The following is a 25791-nucleotide window of genomic DNA, read 5'->3' as shown; positions in this document are numbered from 1 at the left end:
AGATGTGGCTGTTCGCAGTTCTCGCAGTCCGGGGCCGGCCGAAGTCCCCATACCGCTGAGATGGTCGGCAGATCGGGCGCACCGGTCGCCGTAAGGTGAAATAGCTACCCCTTGTGGTGTTCGATCCGACGTGTCGCAGGCCGGGTCTTCGAACCCGGTCGTCAGGGCTCGCGATCGAGGTCTGACCGTTCTCACAGCCGTCTTTCTGCCTGTCCGGTCCTCAACGGCTGTTCGAGTGGAGTTGTGTGCTGACGGCTCGTAGCGAGGACAGGTACGCGAACAGGGCGTTGGCCGCAATGACGCCGACTGCCAGCGACAGCGTTGCGGGCAGGCCGATCGGACCCACGAGGGCTCCGGCGAGGCCGGCACCGATGGGTTGTCCGCCCCACGCCAGCATTCGGGCCGTGGTGTTGACGCGGCCCTGAAGTTCGTCCGGGGTCACCAGGTGGCGGACGGTGATGCCGTTGATGATCACCGTCGATGCTGCTGCTTGGAAGATCACCAACGCGCACACTCCCAGCACCGGTTCGGTGGCCAGAATCCACACGCTGATCGCGCCTGCTTGTACGAGCAAACCGGCGATGGCGATCGTCCCAGCTGTGAACTTTCGGGACAGGCGCGGTAGTAATACTGTCGAGATCAGGGTTCCAACTCCGAGGGCTGCGAAGAACAGACCCAACTCGCCGCCGTCCTCGTCGACACCGTACCGCTCGACGGCGGTGACGACGAGCAGGCCGGTCATGATGCCGCCGGCCACACTGTTGCCGGTCCCGATCAGGGTGAGCAGGCGGACAAGTGGGTGACCGTAGACGAAGCGCACCCCGTTGGCGATATCGCGCCACAATTGGGGTTGTTCCGTCCGCGGCGCTGATGTGGGTTCACGTACCCACAGAAGCAGGATCGCGGTCACTGCGAACGTGGCCGCGTTGAGGGCCAGCGCGGCGAACGGCGAGGATGCGGCAATAAGCACACCACCCAATGCGGGCCCGGCCATAGTGATGACAGTTGCCATCGCAGTTTGTCGCCCGACCGCGTCGGCCAGTCGAGCGCGTGGCACCAGTGAGGGCAGCAAACCGAAGCCGGCGGCGTCGAAGAACACCATAGCGGCGGCGCTGACGAACGCTGCAACGAACACGTGTGCCGTCGACAGAGTCGCCATCCAATACGCAGTCGGTATGGATGCCGTTGCAGCGCATGCGGCTAGCGCGGTGACGACCATCGTCGGGCGACGCCGCCAGCGGTCGGCAACGGCACCGGCGAACAGCCCGAACAGCAGGTACGGTGCCGATTCGACAGCGGTGAGAAGCGCAGTGGCCGCGGCACTTCCGGTGGTGCGGTAGATGACGAGCGGGAAGGCGACCAACGCGACGGCAGTTCCGAACCATGCGACGGTGCGCGCGAGCACCATCAGCCGGAACGCGGCCCCCAGCGACGTCCGAGCGGTCGTCGAGCTCACTTGCCGAACACGTTGTCCGCGGTGTTCTCGATGGCGTCGACGATGCGGACTCCGGCAGCCTGGAAGTCGGCTTCGTTCTGCGGGTACACCCGGGAGTTCCGCACCGCTGGTGAGTTCGCGAGCAGAGCCGATATATCTGTCACGGCGGCCGCGGCGTCCGCTTCCGATCCGGCGTACTGCACCAGGACGACGTCGGGTGCAGCGCTCAAGGCTGCTTCGGGAGTGATTTCGGCAAAATTGCCGTCGATGTCGGCGAATTCGTTGGTCATGCCGAGTGCGTCGACCACTGCGCTGTAGTAAGACCCACTCAAGGCATAGAGCTTACCGTCGAAGCTCTGGACAACTGCTGCCGACAGCGGCGCACTGTCGGTGTTCTTCGCTCGTGCTGCGGTGACGCGATCGCGCAGCGAGGTCACGACCTCTGCGGCTTTGTCCGGGACGCCGTAGATGGTGCCGAGGTTGTCCACGTCGGTGTAGACCGCGTCGATTGTCGTGGGCGCGGGCGTGTTCTGGCAGTATTCGCCGAGGACGTAAAGGTTGCCGCCTGCAGTGGTCAGGTCATCGGAGCTCGCCGATCCTTGGCCGCCGAGTTGCCCTTGGTCGTTGGACAGGAACAGATCCGGTGAGGCCCCGATAAGGAATTCGCGTGAGGGTGCATAGTCGTCGGTGTTGGAGGTCAGGCCCGAGAATCGGTCGAGTCCGTCGAATGCGTAACTGCCGTTGGTGTATCCGATCGCGCTGTCGGCGACGCCGAGTGCATCGAGCGTGGCGATGACTCCCGGAGCTCCGAGGAGTACCCGCTCGGGTGGGGCGTCGTAGGTGTAGTCGACGCCGCAACTGGCCACGGTCACCGGGTATGCCGAGGTGCCGCTGTCGGTCTCGGTGCCTGCGGCAGTGGGTTCGGCCTGTCCGCTCGAGCAGGCGGACAGTAGGAGAACGGTTGCGGCGACGCAAGTTCCGGTTCGTACGGCGATCTTCATGGTTGGCTACTTTCGGTGCGGGTGTCGAAATTGGGTTGAGTAGCGGTGCAGCTCGCGGTGGATGGGCGGTGCGAGGTGGCGGGTCCGAAATGGACGCAGGGTCGGCCGGTGATCGGGTTGACGGCGATGACCGAGTCGACGCCGTAGACCTCGCGAAGCATGTCCGTTGTCAAGACGTCGGTGGGAGTTCCGTGGGTGACGAGGGCACCGGATTTCATGACGAACAGGCTGTCGCAGTAGGCGGCAGCGAGGTCGATGTCGTGTAATGCGACGACAACGGTGGCTTCGGTTGCGGTGAGCAGTTCGAGGAGGTCGAGCTGCGCCGAGATGTCGAGGTGGTTGGTGGGTTCGTCGAGGATCAGTATCGGAGCTTGTTGCGCGAGGGCCCGAGCTACGAAGACGCGTTGCCGCTCGCCGCCGGACAGGGTCGAGATCTGACGGTCGACGAGGTGCGCGATCCCGGCGGCCATCACGGCGGCGTCCACTGCGGCGACATCGACCGCGCCGAAGCGTCGCAGACCGGTGTTGTGCGGGATGCGTCCGAGTTCGATGATCTCCCGTGCGGTGAACTCGAATTCCGGTGAATCGTCCTGCAGGACAACCGCAGTCCTGGTCGCCGATTCACGAGCGCTGAGGCGGCGAAGGTCGTCCTCGCCCAGCACGATCGTTCCACCTGAGGGTATGAGGGCCCGGTAGAGCGTGCGTAGCAGCGTCGACTTTCCGCTGCCGTTCGGTCCGAGAAGTCCTACAATCGAGCCTGATTCGGCGTGTATTACGCCGTCGGTGAGAATCTTGGTGCCGTCGATGGCGACGGCGACGCCCTGTGCGTCGAGTTTCATCGAGCCCTCGCCGTCCGCCCGGAGGAGACCAGCAGGTACAGGAAGAACGGAGCGCCGATGGCCGAGGTGACCACCCCGATCGGAAGTTCGGCGGGGGCGCGGAGCACGCGGGCGGCGATGTCCGAGAGCGGTAGGAAGCATGCGCCGAGCAGTGTTGCGGTGACGACGACGCGGCGGTGATCGGCACCGACGAGCAGTCGCGCTATGTGCGGGATGACCAGGCCGACGAACCCGATACCGCCTACTTCGGCAACGATGACGCCTGTCAGGACCGACACCACCACCATCAGCGTCATTTGGAATCGCGCGACGTCGATGCCGAGGGAGTAGCCGAGGTCGGTGCCGGAAGCCAGGGCGTTCAGACGGGCACTGTTCCACATCAGCCACGTCGTGGCCGCCGCAATGACGATCGCGGGCAGCAGCAGGCTCGCCCACGATGCTCCGGCGATCGAACCGAGACTCCAGAACAGCACGCGCTGAGATTGATTGGGAGTGGCGATGGTTTGAAAGAAGAACGTGAACGAGGAGACGAGGTACCCGACGGCGACCCCTGCCAGCACGAGCCGGGTCGGTGGCCATTGCCCTCCGCGGCGGGCGAGGACGAACACCAGCGCGAACGCCAGGAGGCCGCCGATGAAGGCAGCCGCGGACAGCGATACGCCGCCGAGTACCCCGGCGCCGAAGACGATGACGATAACTGCGCCCAGGCTCGCGCCCGGCACGATCCCGATCAGGTAGGGGTCGCCCAACGGGTTACGCACAACGACTTGGATGACCACGCCCGCTATCGCCAGACCCGCGCCGACGACGATGGCGAGAATTGTGCGCGGGACGCGGACCTGCCAGACGATCTGATCGTTGACCGGTGTCGAGGTGTGCGTGCCCGCCATGCCGAGGTGTTGGGCGACCGAACCCCAGATGTCTCCGAGTCCGATGGTGACAGCGCCGATGCTGACCGACGCCACCGCGATGACCACGATGGCGAAGCCCGAGATCGCCAGCAACACGCGAAAGCGTTGGGGCGAGGCGAAGGGCGGTGCGCCCGTGCTGCGCACCGCAGTGGCCGGCGATCGTTTCATCAGGTCTACATCCCGACAGCTAGTTGTTAATGACAATCAGTGTCGATACTGTAGCGAACACAGTGCGGAGACGACACCTCGGGCTGTGCGTACTGGTGAAGGAGCCGACCCTGATGCACACGGAGATCGCCTCTCTCAGGGAGATTCACGATCGGCTCAACGGCGCAGTCGATCCTGCGCCGACTCAGAGACCCATGAATCGAAACGGTGCCTGGATTCACCTCCCGAAGCCACGCACACTCGACTCGCCGTTCACAGCGCTGGTCCACGCCCGGCGTTCGCGGTACGACTTCGACCCGAGTGGCGAACTGAGCGTGGATTCGGTCGGAACCCTGCTCGGTACTGCGCTCGGACTCGGACGCCGGATCGAGGCCTACGGCGACCGCGAATACCCGCTGAGCGTGGCACCGACCGCAGGCGGCCTCCGCACCCGCGACACGTTCCTGTTCGCAACCCGCATCGCCGGCATCCGGCCGGGAATCTACCGATACGACATGGCCGATCACTCTTTGCAGCTCGTGTCCGCGGTGGACCCTGCCGTTGCACTGGCCGAGCTGTACGCCCAGAGCGAGTTCGCGGCGTTGCCGGCGGCGAGCCTCGCTCTGACTGCAAGGCTGGATGTCGCGCTGGCCAAATACCCACCGCGCCACTACCGCACGGTGCACGTCGATGCCGGCATCGGGGTCCAGAATCTGTATTTGACCGCCACAGCGATGGGCATGGCGTGCTGCGCAGTCTCGGGTTTTTCCGATCCGGCGGCGGAATCGGTGCTCGGACTCGATGCTGCGGCGATAGTGACGATGCTGGTGGCTGTTGGGCCGCCGCGCATCACCGGGCTGGAAGAATCGTCGGTGTAGGAGTTGGTCTCAGTGTGGGAGGGGCGTAGTCGGCAGCGTGGTGCCCGCGGCGGCTGCGGCGGCGACAGCAGCAGGCATACGGCTCCCGCCGAGGAACGGAAGGCCGATCGGCGAGCTCGAATACAGCCCGGTGGCAACGACCCGAACTACGTGTAGTCCGGCCGCTCTCACGTCCGCGGTGGTGACATCGACTTCGACGACACGGTGCCCAGCGCTGTTCAAGACCTTGACCAATGCCGCGATTCGGTCGGTTGTCGGTGCGGCGTCGGCCGTGTCGAGGTCCGACAGGTCGACCGAACCGATTGTGGCGGCGGCAAGTTCACGACGGAACTGTTCTTGCACTTCGGGATCGAGGTGTATCTGGAGGTGGCAGACGTAGTCGACCAGATCGCGCCGATCGCTTCGATAGGACATTCCGTAGGCGCGGTCAGCGCGCCAGGGTTTGAGCGGGCTGGTCGGTGACTGCGCTGCCTGCATATAAGCCGAGGTCGGGTCGTCGTATTCGGAGACGAACAGTTGGAGTTGCAGGGCTTCGGCGTATGCCTTTTCCGCAGCGCGCACCGCGTCTGTTCCCACACCCATCCCGAGCGTCAGAAATTCCGTCGAGCGGTCATGCACCAAAGACCCGAGTACCGGAATGCCGAATTCGGTGGTGAACGAATAGAAACGAGTGTCGAGTCGCCCCTGTGGCCCCCTCGCGAACTGGCGTAGCCACGTCGGTACGGACACTTCGTGAACGCCTTGTCCGCCGTACCAGGACAGTGTCATCGCATCACGTTCGAGTATTTCGCATAGTGCGCCCCAGCAGGCGAATTCACTGCTGGGGCCCGCGGCGAGACCTGCCTGGACGATCGGGTTCGTCAGCGGGCGGTCCTCGTCCACCGGGCGTGTGCGCGATCCGAAGTACGAGGGCCACACCAGTGACGCCGGCACCCACACCGAGCTCCCGGTCGAGAGGTCGGTGCCGTCGATCCATTCGACGTCGAGGCTTCCGGTGAACTCGGATGCAGGGAAGCGCGGTGCCGCATGCTGTTCGGCGGAGTACAGGCACACCGTGGCGGGGTCGAGAGCGTCGACACCCTCGGCGGTCAGAGAGAGGTAGCTGCCGCGGCGGAGGCCGTCCGGAACGAGGTTGCCGCAGTACCGTTCGACGCCTTCGCCGATTGCTGCGCCCAGCACGCGGTCCGGGGAGCCGAAGCCGTAGCCGGCTCCGGAATTGTCCGCCGGCCAGTCGCTGAATCGGCTGATGTCGCTGATACGGGAGTGGGTCAGGGCGAAGGAGGAGGGAAAGTGCTCGGGAATGCAGCGGGGGTCCAGTCGGGTGAGAACTCCGAACCGGGGGTCGACCAACGCGTCGTACATGTCTTCCTTCTCGTTGCAGTCGGTCACAGGGCAAGCAATACTAGGCAAGCGGTAGGGGGACTCTGACCAGGTCAGAGCTGTTGCGCGGGTGCACGTTCCACCCGAGAGCGGTGGGTACCTCGAGTAGACGCGGCGACCCGTGGAGCGGGAATGCCGGCGGGCCGTTGCCGACCAGTTGGGGTGTCAGCACTCGAACCACCGTCAGACCGGATTGCGCGATGTCGTCGGTGGTGAGATCGACGACGACCGCGTCGATGCCGTGGCGTGCGAGCGCAGCGAGGTAGGTTTCCCGCACCGAGCCCGTGACCGCGGGGATCTCGTCCATCGCGACCCGGTCGCGAGGTTCGAGGCGAAGGAGCGCGGTGCCGGCCTGCATGCGCCGGTCCTGGTAGAGCTGTGCGACGGCGGGTAGGTCGACCAGGTTGCGGAAGTTCTTTCCGGCCGCGTCGAGGTAGTTGCGATCCGCGCGGTACGGAAGGAAGACGTGGTCTGGCATCGCGCCGGTACGGACGGACTGCCAGGTCTCACTGTCCGGGTCGGCGAGTTGACGGGAGAGTTGCATCGATCCCAGCGCTTCGACGAGCGCTTTCGTCGCAGCGGCATGCGGGGTGGCGCGGCAGGCGCTGCCGAAGGCGACGAGTTCGCGGGCACGGTCGCGGACCAGTGCCCCGACGACGGGCACACCGAATTGCGACGGGATGTGAATCAAAGTCACGTCGAGGTCGAATCCTTCGGCGGGGCAGCCCATCTGGCCTATGACCCGTCCCCCGTCGTCGAGTCGGTGAGCGTCGGTACCGCTGGCCCACCAGATCGTTGTGGCATCGCGCTCGAGCAGCTCCTCGATGGCGGATTGCTCGGCCCGCTGCCGGCTCGTACCGGTGGCGATACCGGAGTACATCAACGAGTGCAGCGGCGGCTCCAACGTGCGGGAGCCACGAATGTAGTTGAGATAGACCGATCCTGCCGGGGCTCGTACGGCCCGGCCGTCGTGCATGTCAACGCCTTCGACCCATTCGACAGGGGTATCGGCCGTGAACGGTACGAACGGGAAACCACGGCTTGCGTATTGCTCGGGTGAGTACAACGCGAAGGTGCCGGGATCGAGCGCGTCGATTCCGCGGGCGCGCAGTTCGCGGTAGCTCGCACGGTCGAGATGCGGGGGAACAGCATTGCCGCAGTACCGTTCGACGGCTTCCCCTATCGCGGCACCACGTGCCGCTCCGTGATCTCCGAACGAGGCACCGAAGCCGATCGGGTCGGCGACCCAGTCGACGACCCGATCCATGCATGCGACATGGGCGCGGTAGCCCACCCACGCACTGGGCAGCTCGACATCTCGTTCGAGCGGACCCACACCGGTGAGGACGCCGAGCCGGGATCCATGAAGGCTCGATCCGTGAACGCTCATTGCTTTTCCTGTCGGATAGGGAGACGCACGAAGGCACGGGTGGCACCGACATGCACTGTTTGCGTTGCCTTTTCGATTGTCGTGCCGATGTAGCGGTTGCCGCTGTTCAAGTTCCGCGTGAGGGCGGGGAAGTCGCTGCCGGTGATGTGCAGGATCAGCTCCGACCCGCGTTCGAGATGTACAGCCGTGCGAGAGAGAGGAACGCGCACGGCGTCGGCGCTGGCACCGGTCACCGCGACGGCGTAGCCGATTTGGTGCAGCGAACCGCCGGCGCTGCGGTGGAGCAGCCGCACGACCCAGTCGGCTTCCGGTGCTGTGGTCGATGCGGTCAGGTGTGCTTCTGGGATGCCGTCGATGTGCAGGTCGGCTGCCAGCGGGCCGGTCGTGAAGTCGACGAAGTCACTGCGGACGACAGCACTGCGGTCGTGGTGGGCGGGGATGGTGGGGTACGGGTCGTCGGGGTTGTACTCGAAAGACAGTGCGGCTGAGCCGGACTGGGGCGCGGGTTCGAGCCGGCGACGGTCGTGTGCGTACAGCAGGATCGACGATTCCGGTTCTGCGCGTGTCTCGTTGTCGATCCACGTATCGACCCCCCGGTGAAAGATCGACACGGACGCCGATCTGGATTCGGCGGCGCGGTGCCCGAGGACCGAATGCAGCCACTGCACGCATATCTTCCCCCACTCGATCGACGCGACCGGGCCGTGGCGGCCGGAAGGATCGACGAACAGCTCGTGGGTCCACGGCCCGATCATCAGCCGCCGGGCCGGGCGGGGTTCGACGTTGGAACCGACAAGGTCGAAATGGGCGATCGACGTCTCGGTCACCAGGTCGTACCACCCTCCGACGTGAAACGAAGGCACCGTCAATTCAGCCAGTTCGTTGTCGGTGATGCGTTGGTCGTCGAGATGGTCCGGGCCTCGATCGAGTACCCCGCCCCACGTCGGGAGGTGCACCCCGGTGGTGTCGGGTAGCTGCTTGACCGGAAGTGCGAGATACGACTCGAGGTCGGGTAAAGCATTGCCCGGCATGTCCGTTCGGCTCACCCGGGCGTCGCCGTGCTGCAGCCACCACCCCAGGTGCTCGTACAGGCGCAGAATGCCGGACGGGTCGAATTTGGTGCGAGCGAGTTCCATCGAGGGACACAGGCTCACCACCGCCCGGACCGCGATCGGGCGTTCTACGGCCATCGCCCATGCGGTGTAGGCGGAGTAGGAGCCGCCGTATGCGACGACGCCGCCGTTCGCCCATGGTTGACCGCATACGAAGTCGACCAGTGCTGCGCCGTCGTCTCGTTCCGAGTGGTAGGGAGTGAAGGTTCCGTCGGAGTCGTACCGTCCGCGTACGTCGGCGACGACGTAGGCGAAGCCGTTGCGCGCCCAGCCGAGGCCTTCGGAGCGGTGGTGCGATCGTCCGTACATCGTGCGTGTGATGACAGCGGTGGCCGGGAAACATCCTGGCTCGGGAAGGTAGATGTCTGCGACGCAACACGTTCCGTCGCCGTTCGACACGCGCAGGTTGTGCTGCGATCGTGGACTGTTCGTCACAGCGTAGCGGTGCTGCGCCGAAACGGGATGGGCAGAACGGGATGATGAACGATGTGCGCCGATGCCGGGTCGACGTCGAGTTGCACCGAGCCGATCGCAGTGTCGCCCGTTGCGAGGTATGCGCGCACCTCGGCGGCGATGACACCGGCGACGACGGCGATACCGCTGCGGTGGGGCCACCGAACGGGAGGCAGGATCGAGTGGGGATCGTCGAGGTAGCGCCAATGATCGAGGAGTTGGTCGGCGACACCGGACGCGGCGAGACGGCGACCCCGGACGTCGTGGTAGTCGGCATTGTTCGATGCCGGTGACCACAGCGGACCGATGAAGAAGCGTTCGCCTTCGGCGTGGCAGCGGTGCCATGCCGTTCGGTGGGCAGTGCACCAGTTCTGCAATTGCGACCAGCGGGCGTCGGGCAGCCATGTAGCGCAGCTGACCACGACGTCCGCCGTCGACACCGAGCCCTCGTCTGCAATCCCCACCGTCACATCGCCGCAGTCCTCGAGCAGAGAAGCCACCGCCTCGGCGATCGGAGTGTCTCCGTCGACGAGAACAGACGACGCCGTCGATACAGATGAAGCTGTCGACTCCTCCGCAAGAATGCCGCGCTCATCCAGTAGTGCGATGAGCTGCCGAGTCAGGTCGGCATCGTCGCCGAGCGAGTCGAAATCGATTTCCCTCCCCATGTGAGCCGACTCCTGCAGGAGTTTCACCACATGAGGTGGCCCGCTGAGGCGGACGAAGCGATCTCCCGGTCTCGAGCACAACCAGGTGCCGTCGACAGCCGGATACAGATGATGTCCGGCGGCAATACTTGGCATGACAAGCTCCGTCAGAGTGGGCCCGCGATCACAGGCGTGAGTAGTTCGGTGTCAGTTCAGTTGTCCACGAACGTGTGTCAGTCCTCGAAGGCGAACGGATTGTGCACGATCGAATTGGTGGTCGGGCTCTGCGGGGCGCTCTGCGCAGCCGACGACTCGATCTCCTCGAAGGCGAACGGATTGTGCACGATCGAGTTCGTGGTCGCACCCTGCAGTGCGCTCGTCGTGGGAGCGCCTGCGATATCGGTTGCGGTGAAGTTGGACATTACGCATACCTTCTTCCATTGTTGAACATGATTGTCGTTGTCGATCGACTCCCGCATCATCCGACGCTCGGTCAGGGTTGTCAAGGTTGCGACACTGCATACGTGTACCGCTACGTGATCCGGGGCAGACAAAAAGCAACCGGCACAATACAATCGGTCGACGCCGAAGTCGACGCCCTACCCGAACCAAGGCCGCCGAAAGAACCGCGGAACCGGCAAGCCTCGACCATGGGTCCAACCCAGCCGACCTGGGCCCGTCAGCCACTGCCGCCCCGCACCTACCGAAGTCTTCGCGGCCGATACCCCGATACCGCAATCGGTTGGTCAGTTATGAACACCCTGAAACTAAGCTGTTCCCATGCCCGCCGGACGCTTCGCTCCCAGTCCCTCCGGCGATCTCCATCTCGGCAATCTCCGCACAGGACTGCTGGCCTGGCTCTTCGCCCGCTCCAGCGACCGGCGCTTCGTGATGCGCGTCGAAGACCTCGATCGGGTGAAAGCCGGCTCGGAGCAACGTCAACTCGACGACCTCGCGGCAATCGGCATCGACTGGGACGGGCCCATCATGCGGCAATCCGAGCGTCGGGAAAGCTACGACGCCACGATTCGCACGCTCACCGCCGCCGGGCTGACGTACGAATGCTTCTGTACGCGTCGGGAAATCCTGCAGGCCGCATCCGCGCCCCATGCTCCCGACGGCGCATATCCCGGCACGTGTCGAAATCTGACCGCCGACCAGAGAGCAGCGAAGGACCGCCCACCCGCCATCCGATTGCGTTCGCAGACAACCGAATTCACCATCGTCGACCAGCTGCACGGCCTGTTTCGAGGCCAGGTCGACGACTTCGTCCTGCGTCGATCCGACGGTGTGCCCGCCTACAACCTCGCCGTCGTCGTCGACGATGGCGCGCAGGGCGTAGACCAGATCGTGCGCGGAGACGACCTTCTCACGTCCGCGCCACGGCAGGGCTACCTCGCTCAACTCCTGGGCCTGACACCCGCGACGTACGTCCACGTCCCCCTCGCACTGAACGTCGAGGGCAAGCGTCTGGCCAAACGGGACGGCGCGGTCACACTGCGCGAACGGCCCGATGCGTGGGCGCTCATCACCGCTTCCCTCGGTGTACCGGACGTGAAGAACGCCGAGGAACTGCTGGAGCGGTGGAAGCCGAGGCTGGTACCGCGCGAACCGTGGGTGTTCGACCCCTCGAATCTCTGAACGCCCTGACAAAATCGAGATCACGTCGCAACGCCACAGAACCCAACTGCGCACGAATCGGACGTACAGTGACCGCGACAAACTTATCCCGAGGGAGAAGGACACCATGACCTCAGGCGGCTACGACCCCGACAAGGATCCACAGAACCCCGGTGGTTATCCCCCGCCGCAGGGCGGCGGCTATCCACCACCCGGCAACTACCCACCACCCGCGCAAGGCAACTACCCACCGCCCGGGAACTACCCGCCTCCTCCCGGCGACTATCCCCAGCAAGGCGGCTATCCGCCACCCGGCGGCTACCCACCGCCCCCACAGGGCAACTACCCGCCGCCTCCGTCGTTCGGTAACTCGCCGATGCCGACGCAGCTGTCCGTGGGAACGGCCATCGGCTACGGATTCGAGAAGTTCAAGCAGAACGCACTCGTCTGGGTCGGCATCGTCCTGATCGCCGCGGTCATCCAGGTCGTACTGAACTACGTGTTGAGCTCCAACAACATCGTCTTCAGCTTGATCTTCAGCGTCATCATCGGTGTCGTCTCACTCCTCATCCAGGCGGCACTCGTTCGCGGCGCGCTGCATGAGGTGGACGGGGTCAAGCCCGCGTTCGGGTCCTTCTTCCAGTTCGGCAATGTTGCCGCCGTCATCATCGCCGGCATCCTCGTCGGCATTGCAACCAGCATCGGCTTCGTCCTGCTGATCATCCCCGGCATCGTCATCACGTTCTTCACGTGGTGGACCTTCCAGTTCGTCATCGACCGCGGCGACGAGCCGATTCCCGCTATCAAGGCGAGCGCTCAGGCGATTGCCTCGAACGGTGGGACCCTTTTCGTGCTCGCACTCGCCCTGGTCGGCATCAACATCGTCGGCGGTCTCCTCCTCGGCATCGGCCTGCTGGCGAGCATTCCGATCACGATCATCGCCGGTACCTACGCCTACCGCGTCACGGTGCGTGGCAACGTCGCCTGACCTGTAATCCGCCTCGATGGGCGCGAATCCCCCACCCTGGGATTCGCGCCCATCGTCGTCTCGGTGCTTGGATTGTCAGGTGACTACTACCCAACACACCGCCCCTGAGGGCGGCGCCGAGTCTGGGCAGGCCACGTTCGCTCACATCAGCCGGGGTTACTACCCCACCATCGTCGCTTTGTTCGTCGCGACGCTGCTGATCTCGAATGTGGCCGCCAGCAAAGGTGTCGCCTTCTTCGCCTCGTCCGACGTCATGCTCGGACCGTTCCAAATCCTGCCGATCAACACCGACGGCGCATTCTTTCTGTTCCCCCTCGCCTACATCCTCGGCGACGTGCTCAGCGAGGTCTACGGCTTCAAAGCCACGCGCCGCGCGATCTACCTCGGATTCGGCTCCCTGTTGCTCACGTCCGTGTGCTTCTGGATCGCCATCGAACTTCCCGCTGCCTCGTTCTACGAGAACCAGGCCGCGCTCGAAAGCGTCGTCGGCGTCGTCCCCCGACTGGTCCTCGCCGGTCTCGCCGGGTACACCGTCGGGCAGCTCCTCAACTCCGTCGTGCTGGTCAAGATCAAGGAACGCACCAAGGAAAAGCACCTGTGGGCGCGACTGATCGGCTCGACCATCGTCGGCGAATTCTTCGACACCCTGATCTTCTGCTCCATCGCCGCCGGAGTCATCGGCATCACCACGTGGACCGACTTCATCAATTACGTCATCGTCGGATTCCTGTGGAAGACGCTGGCCGAGGTCATCGTCATGCCCATCACGTACCGCGTCATCTCGTACATCAAAAAGCGCGAGCCGTCGTACCAGGATCGCTAGAACGCGACCCATTCCATACTCAGATCGAAGTAGCGCTCCCGGGCCGTCTCGAACGTGGCGACGGCCCGGGTGCCCGGCCAGTCCTCCGGCGTCATGCACGGCGGAAGACCCGGGTCGACGTAGGGAATGACGCGCCATTCGTCGAGCAACGGCACGAATGTGACAAACGCGTCGCGCGGGTTCCGCGCCGGCGACCCGCCGTCGAAAGCGTCGAGAAATGCCCGATGCCGATTGGCAATTCCGGCGAGATCCCACCACTGCTCAGCACTTTCGCGCAGCGTGCCGGGAGGCGCGACCTCGGACGCGACGAACGTCGTGACGTACTGCGACAACTCCAACGCCTCGACGATGGCAATGGCCTCCGCCGCGAGATATTCGGGCGCGATCCACAATCCTGGTGAGACGGTCCCACAACCTATCGACGTGAGCCGACGCCTCAGCTGGTGCCGAGCCGCCCGTTGCGTCTCGGGAATGGTGAACGAGATCAACCGAAATGGATCGCCGTCGGCCATCCGCCGGAAGCCGAAGATCCGGCCGTCTCCCCGAGCGAACATTGCGTCGGCCTGCTCGGTGATCCGATAGCCGGTGCGGCCCTCACGATTGGCGGATTCGACGACGCCCTTCTTCTTCAACCTCGTCACCGCAATGCGCGTGCTCTCCGGTGGCACTCCCAGCGTGTCCATCCAGACGACGAAATCGGCGATGGCGAACCACCCGCCGAGAGGCCGAACGTAGGCTCCGAGCACCGTGCGCACCAAAGAGGTGGCGCTACCTGGACGAGACTCGAAGTCGTCGAGGATGGCCCCGGCGGTGCTAGGCGCGGAGTTCGTCACGAATCGCCACGATACCCAGGTACACCTCTCGATAGGAGGTACTCAGCGGGCTCAACCCCAGCCGAATACCGTGTGGCGCTCGGTAATCCGGGATGACACCCTGCTCCCACATCCGAGCAGTGATGGCCTTGAACTCGGGATGGTCGATGGTGACGTGACCACCGCGCCGATTCGAATCCTCGGGTGAGGCGATCTCCACCCCGAGCGGTACCAGCATCTCGCGCACGAGTTCGAGGGCGTACTCGGTGAGCGCAACGGACTTCGCACGGATCGCGTCCATACCCACCTCGGCGATCATCTCGATGGTGTCCTGCATCGCGATCATCCCGAACACCGATGGCGTGCCGCTGATGACGCGTCGAATACCCTGTGCCGGAACGTAACCCTGCGCCATCTCGAACGGATCGGCCCGGCCCATCCAGCCCCAGATCGGCTGCACGAAGTCGGCCAGAAGATCACTGCGCACGTACGCGAAGGCCGGCGATCCCGGACCTCCGTTGAGGTACTTGTAGGTGCACCCGACTGCCAGATCGACTCCCCACGAATCGAATTCGAGCGGCACCGAACCGACGGAATGGCACACGTCCAACAGCATCAGTGCGCCGGCTTCGTGCGTGATACGCGTCGCCTCGGCCACGTCGACAAGGAAGCCGGAGCGGTAGGCGACGTGGGTGATCACCACCAGGGCGGTGTTCTCCCCCACCACCTTGGCGAGTTGTTCCGGTTCGATGCCTCCGCGGCGGTCCGTCTCGATCCATCGCAGGGTCATATTCATCTCGGCCGCAATACCTTCGAGCAGGTATCGGTCGGTCGGGAAGTTGTCGCGGTCGATGACGATCTCGGTGCGGCCGGGCCGCATGGCGATCGCCGCCCGCGCCAGCTTGTACAGCAGTACCGTCGTCGAATCGCCGATGGTGGTCTGCCCGGGCGCTGCCCCGAGGGTGGCGTCGGCCAGGGCGTCGCCGATGGTGACGGGGAGATCGAACCACTGCTCGTCCCAGCCGCGGATCAGGCGTCCACCCCAGGCGTCGGTCATGAAGGCATTGATGCGTTCGACGCTCGCCTTGGTGGGCCGGCCCAGCGAGTTTCCGTCGAGATATGCGGTGATCGACGGGTCGTCACTACCGAGGAACTTGTCGCGATAGCTCCGGAGCGGGTCCTTGTTATCGAGTTCGACTGCACGTTCCATCATCGACCGATCTCCGTTCTCACAGCGAGCAATTCGGGGAAGAACGTGAGTTCGAGTGCTTTCTGTAAGAACCCGACACCGCTCGACCCTCCCGTCCCGCTCTTCATTCCGATGGTGCGTAGCACCGTGCGCATGTGGCGGAAGCGCCAGAGCTGAAAGTTCTCCTCCAGGTCGACGAGCTCCTCGAATGCCTCGTACACCGCCCAATGTTCGGTGTGGTTCTCGTAGACGAACTTGATCAGCGGCATCAGGTCCTCGTTGAACGTGTACGCCGCAGTGACGTCACGGTCGAGGGCCGATGCCGGTACGTCGTACCCCTGCCGCGCCAACGACCGCCAGAAGGCGTCGTACAGGCTGGGCTCGCGCAACAGGGTCGAAAGCAGCTCATGCGCAGCAGGATCGGACTCGAAGACCGTCAGCATGCCCGCGTTCTTGTTGCCCAGCACGAACTCCACGGCCCGGTACTGATACGACTGGAACCCCGAGGAGTTGCCGAGGAAGTCGCGGAACTGCGAGTACTCCGTCGGCGTCAGAGTGGCCAGTACCGACCACTGCTCGGTCAGCGTCTTCTGGATGTGCTTCACCCGGGCCACGCATTTGAGTGCGGTACCGATGTCGTCGGCATCGAATGCGGCTCGCGCGGCGAGGGTCTCGTGCAGCACCAGCTTGAGCCACAGCTCGGTGGTCTGGTGCTGGATGATGAACAGCAGTTCGTCGTGATGCTCGGGGGTGCTCACCGGCTTCTGAGCGCTGAGCAGCGTATCGAGGTCGAGGTAGGACCCGTAGCTCATGCGGTCACTGAAATCGGTGACGACGCTCTTCTCGATCTTCCGGGTGTTCGCTTCGACGCTCATGGATCGTCCTCGAGGTGGTGGGCTGATGAGATCAGCGTATTACATCAACATGCCGACCGCTAGACATCTGTAAGCTAGCGAATGCCGCGAATCCGTACGGCACCGATCAGCGCAGCGATGCTGACCAGAGACACCGCCAGGATGTAGTAGCCCGGGGACACCGCCTGACCGGTCGCGGCCACCAGAGCGGCCGCGATGGTCGGAGTGAATCCACCGAAGATCGCCGTGGTGACGTTGTATCCGAACGACAGGCCGGTGGCCCGCGAATGGACCGGGAACGCGTCGGACATCACCGACGGCAGCGCACCGAAGTACAGCGCCTTCAGCAATCCGAGCACGGTCATGACGAGCGCCAGGGTGAGGAACGACGGCACCGCGATGAGCCACATGAAGAGCGGGACGACGCTGACGCCGATCGCGATCGCCGACGGCAACATGATCTTGATGCGTCCCACCTTGTCGGACAGCTGGCCGACGAACGGTGTCACCACCGTCAGGATGACGCCGGTAATCATCAGTGCGACGAACGACAGCGAATTGTTCAGTCCCAGTTGCTTGATACCGAAGGTCGGCAGGTACTGCAGGATGAAGTTCAGCGCAGTGGACACCACCAGCACACCGCCGGCGATGAGAATCCCGCCCCACTGATTCCGAAACAGATCGCGCACAGGCGATTTCGGGGTGTCCGACGCGGCGACGACGGCCGGTGATTCGTCGACGTGGCGTCGGATGAACCATCCCACTGGGCCCACCATGAGCCCGAAGACGAACGGCACTCGCCAACCCCAGTCGACCATGCTGGCCTCGGACAACACCGCGGTCAATCCGGCGGCGAACGAGGCCGCCATCAGCGTAGCCAGTCCCTGGCTGGCGAACTGGAAGCTGCCGAAGAATCCGCGGCGCTTGCCGTTCTGTTCGACGAGAAAGGATGTGGCCGCGCCGAATTCGCCGCCCGCAGCGAAACCCTGAATCAGGCGCGCGACGATGATGCCGATCGGGGCGAGGATGCCGATGTCGTCGTAGTTGGGCATGAAGGCGATCAACGCGGTGCCGAGCACCATCAGGCGAATGCTCATCACCAGAGCCTTCTTTCGCCCTTTCCGGTCTGCGTAGGAGCCGAGGATCAGTCCGCCGAGGGGGCGAATCAGATACGAGACCCCGAAGACCGCGAACGTCTGCACCAATTGCACGCCGGGGTCCGCGGAGGGAAAGAAGTTCTGCCCGATGTAGATGGCGAACAGCGCATAGATGGCGATGTCGAACCACTCGAGAGCGTTGCCGATGGTCGCGGCAGCGATGGCGCGGACCGGATTCTTCACGGACACAACGGCTTCACCCGCGTCGTCACGATCGGGAGTTCGATGAACGTGTGCAGTGGACATGTCGGTTTCTCCGGTGGTGTTCAGGAGCGCGAGGCGCTGGCGGATTCGAGCGGTGCGTCATGACCACCGGCGACATTGCCGATGTCGTAAAACAGGCCGGCGGCCATCGCGAGACCTTCACGAGCGATGGAAGCCAGCATGTGTTCGTCGGGTGCATGTTGACGGCATCCCGGGTAGGAGTGCGGCATCCAGACCGTCGGAATTCCGAGGGTGTCGGTGAACACGTGATTGGGCAGGGACCCACCGATGTTGGGCAGCACGGTGACTGGGGAACCGACTGTGCGCTCGACCGACTGGGCGACCGTGCGAACCCAGGGGTCGTTCGGGTCCGTTCGGCTCGCAGGAAACGAGATGCCGAGTTCAACGGCGACCATCGGGTAACCATGCGCGTCGAGGTGTCGTCGTAGCCGCACGCCGAGATCGTCGAGGTCGGTCCCGACTACGTACCGCAGCTGCAACCGCGCTCGCGCCTGGCCCGGAATCGCATTGACCGGTTCGAGAATGTTGCCAGCGTTCATAGCGATCACTTCGAGAGTGTTCCACCCGAAAACCCGCTCTGCAGGCGACAATTCGGTCACCGACCAGCCGGAGTCGACCACCGGATCACCCGGGGTGCGTCCGACCTCGATACTTCTGAGCGCATCGACGACGGACTCGGGAATGTGCTCGGGCACGAGGCTGTCGAGCTGGATACGGCCGTGTCCGTCGACAAGCGTCCCGATAGCACCGGCCAGGGTGGTCGCGGGGTTGCGGAGCAGTCCGCCCCAGTTGCCCGAATGGTAGCCGCGCTCACGTAGGTCGACGACGAGGTCGAAGTCCACGCCCCCACGGGCACCGAGAAACAGTGTGGGCGTCTGGGCGTCGAGGCGTGGTCCGTCCGAGGCGATCAGCACGTCGGCAGCGAGTTCGCCTCGGTGATCCGACACGAATTGCTCGAGTCCGGGTGAGCCGATCTCCTCACCGGTCTCGAACAACAGCGTCAGGTTGAATCCCAACGATCCGCGGACGTCGAGAATCGTCCGCAGTGCCGCGAGGTTCACCAGATGCTGACCCTTGTTGTCGGCCGTTCCGCGCCCGTAGAGCCGGCCGTCCCGCTCGACGAGAGTCCACGGCGACAATCCGTCCGACCAGTCCTCGGCCATGCCCAGAACCACGTCGGCGTGGCCGTAACAGAGCACGGTCGGCAGTTCGGGGGCCTCGTGACGGGTGGCGATCAGGAAGGGACCACCCTCCTCGACCGGATTGGGATAGGTCTCGACTGCACACCCGAGTGCCTCGAGCCTCGGCACGAGCAGATCCTGGAGATATGCCGACAACGCAACTCGGCCGGCCGTCGACTGACTTTCCGAGGGGACGGACACGAGCTCGGAGAGTTCACGATGGAACGCACCCGAATCGTAGAAGTCCTGGGCCTGCGCGATCACATGCTCGCGGTTCATCGAATCTCCCTCGTCGTCGGCCTGGTGTTCGCCTGACAGTAGCGAGCCCGATACCGTCTACACCATTGCCGATTGACGCTCCCTGCGTTGCCTCAGAAGCAACGCTAGGACCGACATGAGCTCCATGACAATCGCGTGTCACCGCCGTGACAGTGCTGTGAAAGAAGGGGTGATGTCGTTGCATCTGATGCCCTCTGCGCTGACGTACTTCTGCGAAGTAGCGCGAACCGGGTCCGTCACCGAGGCGGCCGCAACGCAACATCTGGCCGCGTCGGCGGTCAGCAGACAGATCGCCAAGCTCGAACGTGACATCGGAGTGCCACTCTTCGCACGACATGCCCGGGGAATGACGCTCACCGAAGCGGGCCATCGGCTCCTCGCCCACGCGCGCAGACACGAAGTGGAATCGTCCACTCTCATCGCCGAAATACGCAGCGTCGACGCCACCGAACACGGCAGCGTCACCGTCGCCTGCACCGAAGGTTTCTCGCAGTCCGTCGTCCCACGGGCCATGGCGTCGGTCCATCGGACTCGCCCGTCGGTCACGTTCACCCTCGACGTGGTCGGGCCGGACGAGGCCAGCCGACGGGTGGTCGATGCCCGCGCGGACGTCGCGGTCACCTTCTCGCTGGGTCGCCGAACCGACGTGACGGTCGAACATTCCGTCACCGTGCCCATCTGCGCCGTCGTCGCGCCCGGCCACCCGCTCAGCGACCGAGCCAGCGTCGATCTGGCCGATATCTGCACGTATCCCCTCGCTCTGTCGACCACCGGATCGAGTCAACGCGAATTGTTCGACGCCGGAATCCGTCTGGAGGGACTCTCACCCCACGTCGGTCTGCAATGCGAACGGCTGGCTCCGATACTGGAGTTCGCTCGCTCGAGCGACGGCGTCGCACTCGTCAGCGACCTGGGTGGTGACCGCAAATCGGGCCTGACGTACATCCCCCTCGTGCATCCGGTGTTCGCTCAGCGCCGGGCCGAAATTCACACGATGCGCGGTAGGCCGCCGTCGGCCCGAATCGTGGCCCTGATCGACGCGTTGACCGACATTCTCGAGGCTGCGGGATAGTGGAGGATCTTGCCTTTCAGGCGGGAGGCAACGAGCAGGCAGGACTTTCGTGGGAGCCGAGCCTCATGGACTGAGAACGGACAAGTTCGGAGCCCCCGAATAGATCCCGTCGAGGCTGAGCAACGGCGCACCCTTCGATATTGCACACGCAGCAATCCAGCGATCGCCGGTGTGAACTTTGGCGTGAAGCGCGTGGCCCGTCCGCTTGCACTCAGCCGTCAGAGCTGCATACGCGTTGACGACCTCGCGGTCGATGGAGACGGTAGGGGCTGAATCGAGTTTTGCCTCGACGCCGGCGATCTTGCGTTCACCCCAGTTCGCCGACAAAGCACCAGCGAGCACCTCCGCCCGCGTCTGAAACGCGATGACGATCTGGAGCCCTGCCAGTCGCGCGCGCAGTCTATCGACAGGAAGACCACGATTCGCAGCTCTAGTCGGGTCGATGAACAAGATGCTGAACACATCGGTATCGATCAGTACGGTTCCCGAACCCGACGGAAGTGTCATAGGCCAATTGCGCCGAAGAACGCATCAGCTTCGTCGTCGCTCACGCCGTCGATTCCGCCGGGTTCCAGGCCGGCAGCACCAACGAGTATCTCTCCTAGAGATGCCGGTTCGGGCAACCCCGGAGCGATCGGATCAGGAAGTGCAATAATCGTCGCGTTCAGCAGCCTTCCTACTCGTCCATCCGCACCGGATTCCGGGGAACCGGTCACCATTACGTATCTGCCGAGCAGCGGACCGACTTCTTCATCCTCAGCCACGCCAGGAAGCGCGATTTGATTGCCGACATCGTCCTGCACCTGCAGACGATGCGTGTGGAGATTCGCGGAGTACAGGCGACCGACGAAAACAGTGGGCGCGGAGGATACTTCTGTAGGGAGTTCCCACGTGGCAGAACGCAATTCAGCGGTAGTGAACGCTTGGCGCAGTTGCCCATCGGCCTTGAACTCAACTTCTGGGGCGGCGTGTCGAAGCGCCGCAGCCAACGCGCCCGCCGCATTCGACAGGGAGTCATTCACCCAATCCGGTCGCTCATCCAAGCCGATCGACATGACCAATCTCTCGAACTCGTCGTCGAAAGCTCTCTCATCCGCCAGATCGAACTCCAATGCGGTCGAACCAGCGCCTGCTCGACGAACAAGCAGTCTTGTGCTGCCGGGAGCCAGCCCGACGACCAAATTCGCGACGCGATGAACTCGTGCGGGCGCGCGCCCCAGTCGGTCGGCATCGGTCTCGATCCGACCGATGTTCATTGCGACCGCTTTCAGACTTTGAACAAGTGCGATCAGCTGGTCGGCGTCCATCTCGCCCTCGGGTGCGTCGATGTTCTTCAAACGAAACTCGAACTGAGTGGTCGTCGTCATCACCTCCTGCCACGTAAGTCTTGTATGGACACTGGTCCATTGTGCGTGATTCCCCAACATCAGGCGTATCGGATTATTGCGGCGGCCTCTGACACGTCGATTCCCACGAGGGGCACACAGGCCGGATTGTCGTAGGGTCGGTACGTGCCGCCGAACAACCACTATCACCACTTGATGTTCGGACCTGCCGCGATTGCGCGGCAGCAGGTCGACGGCAGTTACACCGCCTACGGCTCGCAGACCGAGCGACCCGACGACGGCCCGATGCCGCTCGACGATCGCGAGAAAGCGATGATCCGAGCCCTGGATCAGTTCCAGATCGCCACCGTCACCGAGTCCGGGTGGCCCTACATCCAGTACCGAAGTGGGCCGAAGGGGTTCCTGCAGGTACTCGACGACCACACTCTCGGTTTCGCCGATTTCGCCGGCAACCATCAGTACGTGACGGCAGCCAATCTGGACCATGACGACCGCGTCGCGATCTTCCTCGTGAATTACCCTCTGCGGCAACGACTCAAGCTCTACGGACGGGCACGTACGATCGAGGCCGCGGACGATCCCGAACTACTGGAGCGACTCAAAAAGATCGGTGACCTGACCGTCGCCGCCACCTGCGAACGCAGCGTCGTCATCGATGTCGAGGCATTCGACTGGAACTGCACGCGCAGCATCATCCCGCGCTACGACGCGGCGTATCTCGCGGACCTGTCCGAGGTGTACCAGCGCAAAGCTGCCGAGCGGGAAACCGAACTACTGCAGCGCATTTCGGAGCTGGAGGATCAGCTCAGGCAGTCTTCGACGCATAGAACCGGCCCAGATACTCCGTCTTGAACTCGGTGAATCGCTGCTGCTCGATAGAAGCACGGATGTCGTCGACCAGCTTGACCGTGAATCGCTCGTTGTGAATCGTGCACAGCGTCGAGGCGAGCATCTCCTTGGCCTTGAACAAGTGGTGGATGTACGCCTTGGTGTAGTGCGCGCAGGTGTAGCAGTCGCAGTTCTCGTCGATCGGGGTGAAGTCGCGCCGATGCTTGGCGGTGTTGATGTTGAAGCGGCCCGTCGGCACGTAGATCGCCGCATTGCGCGCTACCCGTGAGGGATTGACGCAATCGAAGGTGTCGGCGCCGTTCTCGATGGCGGTAAAGAAATCGTCCGGCTCGCTGATACCGAGCATGTGCCGCGGCTTGTGTTCGGGCAGTTCCTCGTTCACCCACCGAGTGATGGTGCCGAGGTTCTGCTTCTCGAGTGCGCCGCCGATTCCGTAGCCGTCGAACCCACGGCCCGTGTCCCCCGTGATGGTCTCGAGGTCGTGCGCGGCTTTGCGTCGCAGGTCCTCGTACTGCGCTCCCTGCACCACTCCGAACAGCGCCTGGTACGGCTTGTCGGCACGTTCGACGGTGAGGCGTTCGTGTTCGAGGACGCATCGCTTCGCCCATGCCTGGGTGCGGTCGACCGACTTCTCCTGATACCCGCGGGTATTCATCAGCGTGGTCAGCTCGTCGAACGCGAACATGATGTCGGCGCCGAGCCGATGCTGAATCTGCATCGACACCTCGGGAGTGAATCGATGCTTCGAGCCGTCGAGATGGGACTTGAACGTGACTCCGTCGTCGTCGACGTGGGCCAATCGCTCCTTGCCCTCGGCGATGACGTCGTCGGACTCCACCCGTGAGGCGTCCATCGAGATGACCTTCTTGAACCCGACACCGAGGGACATCACCTGGAAGCCGCCGCTGTCGGTGAACGTGGGCCCGTCCCAGTTCATGAATTTGCCCAGGCCGCCGGCCTCGTCGACGATGTCCGAGCCCGGCTGCAGGTACAGGTGATACGCGTTGGCCAGTACCGCCTGAGCGCCGAGTTCCTTCATCGCCTCCGGCAGCACTGCTTTGACGGTCGCCTTCGTCCCCACCGCAATGAACGCCGGGGTGGCGATGTCGCCGTGCGGGGTGTGGATGGTGCCGGTGCGGCCGAGCTCACCGTCGAGCCGGGTGCCGATATCGAAGCCGAAATTGGAAGAACTCACCGCGTCAGTATGCGGCTTCGCCGCTTGTGAGTGGAAATTCGTAGCCCACTACGATTTTCCACTCACGTGCGGCGCCAGCCGCCTAACTGCTGTAAAGCCGGTAATACGCACCCTTGGCCTCGAGCAATTCCTCGTGATTGCCCTGCTCGACGATGCTGCCGTTTTCCATCACGACGATGGTGTCGGCGTCACGGATGGTCGAGAGACGATGCGCGATAACAAAACTGGTGCGGTCGTTGCGCAGCGCTGCCGTCGCCTTCTGCACCAACAGCTCGGTGCGAGTGTCCACCGAGCTGGTGGCCTCGTCGAGGATCAGGATCAGCGGCTTGGCCAGGAAGGCACGGGCGATGGTGATGAGCTGCTTCTCACCGGCGCTGACGTTGTTGCCCTCCTCGTCGATGATCGTGTCGTATCCGTCGGGCAGCGAATGCACGAACTTGTCGACGTAGCTCACCCGAGCCGCCTCGAGGATCTCTTCCTCGCTGGCGGTCGGGTCACCGTAGGCGATGTTGTCGCGGATGGTGCCGCCGAACAACCAGGTGTCCTGCAACACCATGCCGGTTCGTGAACGCAACTCGTCGCGCGTCATCTTGCGGGTGTCGACGCCATCGAGTGTGATTCGGCCGGAATCGATCTCGTAGAACCGCATGATCAGGTTGACCAGTGTGGTCTTGCCGGCACCGGTCGGTCCGACGATCGCCACCAGATGTCCCGGATCCGCGGTGAGCGACAGATTCTGGATGAGCGGCTGCTCCGGCGAGTAACTGAACGAGACGTCGTCGAACACGACGCGTCCGCGGCGCTCCGTCGGGCTGGACGCAGGAACGACGTCGGGGTCTTCCTCGTCGGCGTCGAGCACCTCGAAGATGCGTTCGGCGGACGCGACTCCGGACTGAATCAGGTTGATCATCGCGCCGACCTGCGACAGCGGCTGCGTGAACTGCCGCGAATACTGAATGAACGCCTGCACTTCGCCGAGGCTCAGTGTTCCCGACGCCACGCGAAGACCGCCCACGACGGCGACGACGACGTAGTTGATGTTTCCGAGGAACATGATGATCGGCATGATCAGACCGGAGATGAACTGCGCCCGGAAGCCCGCTTGGAAGAGCTTCTCGTTGCGGTCACCGAACTCGCGTTCCACCTCCGCCTGGCGGCCGAACGCCTTGACGATCTCGTGGCCGGTGTAGGTCTCTTCGATCTGCGCGTTGAGCTTGCCGGTGTGCTTCCACTGCGCCACGAAGTGCGGCTGCGACCTCTTGGCGATCAGCGCGGTCACCAGGAACGAGGCCGGGATCGTCAGCAGCGCAACCAGAGCGAGCAACGGCGAGATCCAGATCATCACGCCGAGGATGCCGAGCACGGTCAGGATGCCGGTGATGAGCTGGCTCAGTGTCTGCTGCAGGCTGGTCGAGACGTTGTCGATGTCGTTGGTGACGCGGCTGAGCGTCTCGCCTCGGGCATTGTTGTCGAAGTACTGCAGCGGCAGGCGATGCACCTTGGCCTCGACGCTGCCGCGCAGCAACAGAATTCGACGCTGCAGCGCGATGTTGAGGATGTAGCCCTGAGCCCATGCCAGCAGTGCAGACACTACGTACAGTGCGAGAACCCAGAGCAACACCGTTCCGACGGCACCGAAATCGATTCCCGCACCGGGCGTCACGTCCATGCCCGAGACGAGATCGGCGACGGTGTCGTTACCGGCGGCCCGAAGGCCGTCGACCGCTTGTTCTTTCGTCTGCCCCGGTTCGAGATCTCCGCCGACGACTCCGTTGAAGATGAGGTTGGTCGCATGCCCGAGGACGGTCGGCGCAGCGACGCTGAGGACGACGCTGACGATTCCCAGCACGAGCATGAGGCTCAGCAGGAATCGTTCCGGAGCGAGCAAACCGATGACGCGTTTGAACGAGCCCTTGAAGTTCTTGGCTTTCGTGGCCGGCAGTGCCTTCGCGACGCGGCCGCCCTTCTTCTTCTCCAAAGAGGGCTTGGCTGCGGAATCCTTGGTGGT

At 63.8% G+C, this 25791-nt stretch carries 24 protein-coding genes; 6 read left to right on the top strand and 18 right to left on the bottom strand.

Annotation, left to right across the window (positions count from 1 at the left end; genetic code table 11):
- Window positions 1–220 precede the first annotated feature (220 nt).
- Genes RFA01S_RS03560 through RFA01S_RS03545 form a run of 4 tightly spaced genes read right to left on the bottom strand, consistent with a single transcriptional unit; the run spans window position 221 to window position 4354 of the window.
- On the bottom strand, window positions 221–1456 hold the full coding sequence (locus RFA01S_RS03560; protein ID WP_052060929.1) for an MFS transporter: 1236 nt from the start codon (window positions 1454–1456) through the stop codon (window positions 221–223).
- Window positions 1453–2436: an ABC transporter substrate-binding protein gene (locus RFA01S_RS03555; protein WP_032408431.1), complete on the bottom strand. Its 984-nt coding sequence runs from the start codon at window positions 2434–2436 to the stop codon at window positions 1453–1455. The genes RFA01S_RS03560 and RFA01S_RS03555 overlap by 4 nt, the downstream gene beginning before the upstream one ends.
- A complete protein-coding gene (locus tag RFA01S_RS03550; protein ID WP_072691988.1) occupies window positions 2433–3275 on the bottom strand; it encodes an ABC transporter ATP-binding protein in 843 nt (280 codons plus the stop codon). The genes RFA01S_RS03555 and RFA01S_RS03550 overlap by 4 nt, the downstream gene beginning before the upstream one ends.
- Complete coding sequence (locus tag RFA01S_RS03545) at window positions 3272–4354, bottom strand: FecCD family ABC transporter permease (RefSeq protein ID WP_081371253.1); 1083 nt, start codon at window positions 4352–4354, stop codon at window positions 3272–3274. Before RFA01S_RS03545 ends, RFA01S_RS03550 begins: the two co-directional genes overlap by 4 nt.
- 113 nt (window positions 4355–4467) lie before the next feature.
- On the opposite strand from RFA01S_RS03545, the gene RFA01S_RS03540 reads away from it, so the two are divergent.
- Window positions 4468–5211 (top strand): SagB family peptide dehydrogenase, encoded by a 744-nt coding sequence (locus tag RFA01S_RS03540; RefSeq protein ID WP_032408535.1) that lies wholly within the window; start codon window positions 4468–4470, stop codon window positions 5209–5211.
- Between the two features lie 9 nt (window positions 5212–5220).
- Here RFA01S_RS03540 and RFA01S_RS03535 read toward each other — a convergent pair whose 3' ends face one another.
- From RFA01S_RS03535 to RFA01S_RS03515, 5 genes are all read right to left on the bottom strand, one after another.
- Entirely contained in the window at window positions 5221–6600 is a 1380-nt protein-coding gene (locus RFA01S_RS03535; RefSeq protein WP_052060927.1) for a YcaO-like family protein, read from the bottom strand.
- A 13-nt stretch (window positions 6601–6613) separates the two neighbouring features.
- A complete protein-coding gene (locus RFA01S_RS03530) occupies window positions 6614–7981 on the bottom strand; it encodes a YcaO-like family protein (protein ID WP_032408430.1) in 1368 nt (455 codons plus the stop codon).
- Window positions 7978–9528, bottom strand: a complete 1551-nt coding sequence (locus RFA01S_RS03525) for a CocE/NonD family hydrolase (RefSeq protein WP_052060926.1) — start codon at window positions 9526–9528, stop codon at window positions 7978–7980. Before RFA01S_RS03525 ends, RFA01S_RS03530 begins: the two co-directional genes overlap by 4 nt.
- Complete coding sequence (locus tag RFA01S_RS27635; RefSeq protein ID WP_032364606.1) at window positions 9525–10349, bottom strand: hypothetical protein; 825 nt, start codon at window positions 10347–10349, stop codon at window positions 9525–9527. Before RFA01S_RS27635 ends, RFA01S_RS03525 begins: the two co-directional genes overlap by 4 nt.
- Window positions 10350–10426: 77 nt before the next feature.
- On the bottom strand, window positions 10427–10615 hold the full coding sequence (locus RFA01S_RS03515; RefSeq protein ID WP_048316866.1) for a streptamidine-related RiPP repeat protein: 189 nt from the start codon (window positions 10613–10615) through the stop codon (window positions 10427–10429).
- A 358-nt stretch (window positions 10616–10973) separates the two neighbouring features.
- On the opposite strand from RFA01S_RS03515, the gene gluQRS reads away from it, so the two are divergent.
- From gluQRS to RFA01S_RS03500, 3 genes are all read left to right on the top strand, one after another.
- On the top strand, window positions 10974–11834 hold the full coding sequence (gene gluQRS, locus RFA01S_RS03510; RefSeq protein ID WP_032408429.1) for a tRNA glutamyl-Q(34) synthetase GluQRS: 861 nt from the start codon (window positions 10974–10976) through the stop codon (window positions 11832–11834).
- 106 nt (window positions 11835–11940) lie between these two features.
- Window positions 11941–12801 (top strand): hypothetical protein, encoded by an 861-nt coding sequence (locus RFA01S_RS03505; RefSeq protein ID WP_072691987.1) that lies wholly within the window; start codon window positions 11941–11943, stop codon window positions 12799–12801.
- Window positions 12802–12880: 79 nt separating this feature from the next.
- Window positions 12881–13624 carry a queuosine precursor transporter gene (locus RFA01S_RS03500; RefSeq protein WP_032385952.1) on the top strand — a complete coding sequence of 248 codons (744 nt, stop codon included), beginning with the start codon at window positions 12881–12883 and terminating at the stop codon, window positions 13622–13624.
- Here the strand turns inward: RFA01S_RS03500 and RFA01S_RS03495 are convergent.
- From RFA01S_RS03495 to RFA01S_RS03475, 5 genes are all read right to left on the bottom strand, one after another.
- Complete coding sequence (locus tag RFA01S_RS03495) at window positions 13621–14457, bottom strand: PaaX family transcriptional regulator (protein WP_032408427.1); 837 nt, start codon at window positions 14455–14457, stop codon at window positions 13621–13623. The genes RFA01S_RS03500 and RFA01S_RS03495 overlap by 4 nt on opposite strands.
- The gene (locus tag RFA01S_RS03490) at window positions 14438–15646 is read right to left on the bottom strand and encodes a kynureninase (RefSeq protein ID WP_032408426.1); all 1209 of its coding nucleotides are present in this window, start codon (window positions 15644–15646) and stop codon (window positions 14438–14440) included. The genes RFA01S_RS03495 and RFA01S_RS03490 overlap by 20 nt, the downstream gene beginning before the upstream one ends.
- Window positions 15646–16500, bottom strand: a complete 855-nt coding sequence (locus tag RFA01S_RS03485) for a tryptophan 2,3-dioxygenase (protein WP_032408425.1) — start codon at window positions 16498–16500, stop codon at window positions 15646–15648. The genes RFA01S_RS03490 and RFA01S_RS03485 overlap by 1 nt, the downstream gene beginning before the upstream one ends.
- Window positions 16501–16574: 74 nt before the next feature.
- The gene (locus RFA01S_RS03480) at window positions 16575–17882 is read right to left on the bottom strand and encodes an MFS transporter (RefSeq protein ID WP_048316884.1); all 1308 of its coding nucleotides are present in this window, start codon (window positions 17880–17882) and stop codon (window positions 16575–16577) included.
- A 20-nt stretch (window positions 17883–17902) separates the two neighbouring features.
- Window positions 17903–19321 (bottom strand): M20 family metallopeptidase, encoded by a 1419-nt coding sequence (locus RFA01S_RS03475; protein ID WP_052060924.1) that lies wholly within the window; start codon window positions 19319–19321, stop codon window positions 17903–17905.
- Window positions 19322–19436: 115 nt separating this feature from the next.
- Between RFA01S_RS03475 and RFA01S_RS03470 the strand changes: the two genes are divergently transcribed.
- Window positions 19437–20393: a LysR family transcriptional regulator gene (locus RFA01S_RS03470; RefSeq protein WP_202902231.1), complete on the top strand. Its 957-nt coding sequence runs from the start codon at window positions 19437–19439 to the stop codon at window positions 20391–20393.
- Window positions 20394–20456: 63 nt separating this feature from the next.
- Here the strand turns inward: RFA01S_RS03470 and RFA01S_RS03465 are convergent, their stop codons facing one another.
- Together RFA01S_RS03465 and RFA01S_RS03460 are read right to left on the bottom strand one after the other, a co-directional pair.
- The gene (locus RFA01S_RS03465) at window positions 20457–20900 is read right to left on the bottom strand and encodes a PIN domain-containing protein (protein ID WP_032408424.1); all 444 of its coding nucleotides are present in this window, start codon (window positions 20898–20900) and stop codon (window positions 20457–20459) included.
- The gene (locus tag RFA01S_RS03460) at window positions 20897–21760 is read right to left on the bottom strand and encodes a hypothetical protein (protein WP_032408423.1); all 864 of its coding nucleotides are present in this window, start codon (window positions 21758–21760) and stop codon (window positions 20897–20899) included. Before RFA01S_RS03460 ends, RFA01S_RS03465 begins: the two co-directional genes overlap by 4 nt.
- A 174-nt stretch (window positions 21761–21934) precedes the next feature.
- Here RFA01S_RS03460 and RFA01S_RS03455 point away from each other — a divergent pair, with 174 nt between their 5' ends.
- Entirely contained in the window at window positions 21935–22591 is a 657-nt protein-coding gene (locus RFA01S_RS03455) for a pyridoxamine 5'-phosphate oxidase family protein (protein ID WP_032408422.1), read from the top strand.
- Here the strand turns inward: RFA01S_RS03455 and tgt are convergent.
- Together tgt and RFA01S_RS03445 are read right to left on the bottom strand one after the other, a co-directional pair.
- Window positions 22545–23783, bottom strand: a complete 1239-nt coding sequence (tgt, locus tag RFA01S_RS03450; RefSeq protein ID WP_032408421.1) for a tRNA guanosine(34) transglycosylase Tgt — start codon at window positions 23781–23783, stop codon at window positions 22545–22547. The genes RFA01S_RS03455 and tgt overlap by 47 nt on opposite strands.
- Before the next feature lie 82 nt (window positions 23784–23865).
- Complete coding sequence (locus RFA01S_RS03445; RefSeq protein ID WP_032368744.1) at window positions 23866–25761, bottom strand: ABC transporter ATP-binding protein; 1896 nt, start codon at window positions 25759–25761, stop codon at window positions 23866–23868.
- Window positions 25762–25791 lie beyond the last annotated feature (30 nt).

This window comes from Rhodococcoides fascians NBRC 12155 = LMG 3623, assembly GCF_001894785.1.
Lineage (GTDB): Bacteria > Actinomycetota > Actinomycetes > Mycobacteriales > Mycobacteriaceae > Rhodococcoides > Rhodococcoides fascians.
This window is presented reverse-complemented; position numbering and strand designations above follow the sequence as displayed.